The 1,560-nt window shown below is 71.0% G+C and carries 1 protein-coding gene and 1 pseudogene; both read right to left on the minus strand.

Annotated features, from left to right (window positions below):
* Positions 1 to 289: 289 nt before the first annotated feature.
* Entirely contained in the window at positions 290 to 1,279 is a 990-nt protein-coding gene (locus tag AB0M52_RS33845; protein WP_363961960.1) for a zinc-dependent alcohol dehydrogenase family protein, read from the minus strand.
* Positions 1,276 to 1,560, minus strand: a pseudogene (locus AB0M52_RS33850) (carbohydrate ABC transporter permease); the annotation flags it as partial. The pseudogene AB0M52_RS33850 and the gene AB0M52_RS33845, both read right to left, overlap by 4 nt.

Genomic DNA, 1,560 nt, shown 5'->3' on the forward strand with positions numbered 1-1,560 from the left:
AGCTGAGCTGGTACGACGCCGCCAGCCGGCTGCTCGCCTGGCCGAGCCGGCCGGCGAGGAAGTCCGCCATGCCCAACCGGCGCATCGCCGAGGCGGTGCGCACCGGTGCCCGACGTGACCGCCGCGCCGGCACGAGCCGAAGCCGCATGACAGCCGCCCGCCCGGCCTGCCGGGCCACCCCGGCGGCTCAGCCGGCCCACCCCCGGCGGCTCAGCCGGCCCACCATGGGCGTGTTAAGAAGGGGCCCTTTCTCTACCTTAGGCGTTAAGAAGGGGCCCCTCCTTGCACCTCAGGCGGCAATCTGGATCTTGCGACCGACGCCCGCACGGAACTGGGCCATCGCCTCGGCGTACTTGTCGAGCGGGAAGCGATGGCTGATGAACACGGCCGGATCCAGCACGCCAGCGGCGAACAGTTCGCCGGCGCGTTCGAAGCTGTGCAGCACCGCCATCGAGCCGGTCACGGTGATCTCCTGGTTGTAGATCCGGTACGGCTCGACGGGCACCCGGGTCTTGTATTCCGACACACCGAACTGGAGAAACGTGCCGGCCGGGGCGACCCGGCGCAGGCCGTCCTCGATCGCCGCCTGCACGCCCGTGCAGTCGATCACCACGTCCCAGCCGCGTGGCCGGTCCAGCTCGTGGGCGCTGGCCGCGTACGCCGAGCAGCCGAGTTGGACCGCGGTGGCCAGCCGGTCGGGGTTCAGGTCGACCACACTGACGGTGGCCGCGCCGCAGCGCTTGGCCAGCTCCAGCATCATCAGGCCCATGGTGCCGGCGCCGTAGATCAGATAGTGGTCGGCCAGCCGCCGGGGCAGCACGTCGAAGCCACGCACCACGCAGGAGAGCGGCTCGATCAGGGCGGCGTCGGCCGGCGTGACCCCCTCGGGCAGGGTGATGCAGTTGCGTACCGGCGCGAGGGCGTACTCGGCCGCGCCGCCGGAGACGGTGACCCCGATGGCGTTCCAGCGTTCACAGAGGTTGCCCCGGGCGCGCCGGCACTGGTAGCACTCCCCGCAGTGCAGCGAGGGGTCGACGGCGACCGGGTCGCCGACCCGCACCTCGGTGACGTCCCGTCCGACCGCGACCACCGTGCCGGCGAACTCGTGGCCCGGCACGATCGGGTACGCGGGCGCGAACTCGCCGTCCATGATGTGCAGGTCGGTGCCGCAGATCCCGCACCCGGCCACCTCGACGACCACGTCGCGCGGGCCGGGCGTGGGGTCCGGCACGGACTCCACGCTGATCTGACCCGGCGTGACGATGACTGCTGCCTTCACTTGACCGCCCCCATGGAGAGTCCTCGGACGAGTTGTTTCTGGGCGATCCAGCCGGCCAGCACGACCGGCAGCGACACGATCGTCGCCGCCGCGCAGAGCCGGGCCAGGAACAGCCCTTCGGAGGTGATGAAACCGACCAGAAAGATCGGCGAGGTGCCGGCCCGGGTGGCGGTCAGGTTGACCGCGAAGAAGAACTCGTTCCAGCTGAAGATGAAGCAGATCAGCGCGGTGGCGGCCAGGCCGGGCGCGACGATCGGCAGCAGGATGCGCCGGATGGTGAC

Origin of the sequence: Micromonospora sp. NPDC051296, from assembly GCF_040682255.1 — a bacterium.
Taxonomy (GTDB): Bacteria; Actinomycetota; Actinomycetes; order Mycobacteriales; family Micromonosporaceae; genus Micromonospora; species Micromonospora craterilacus.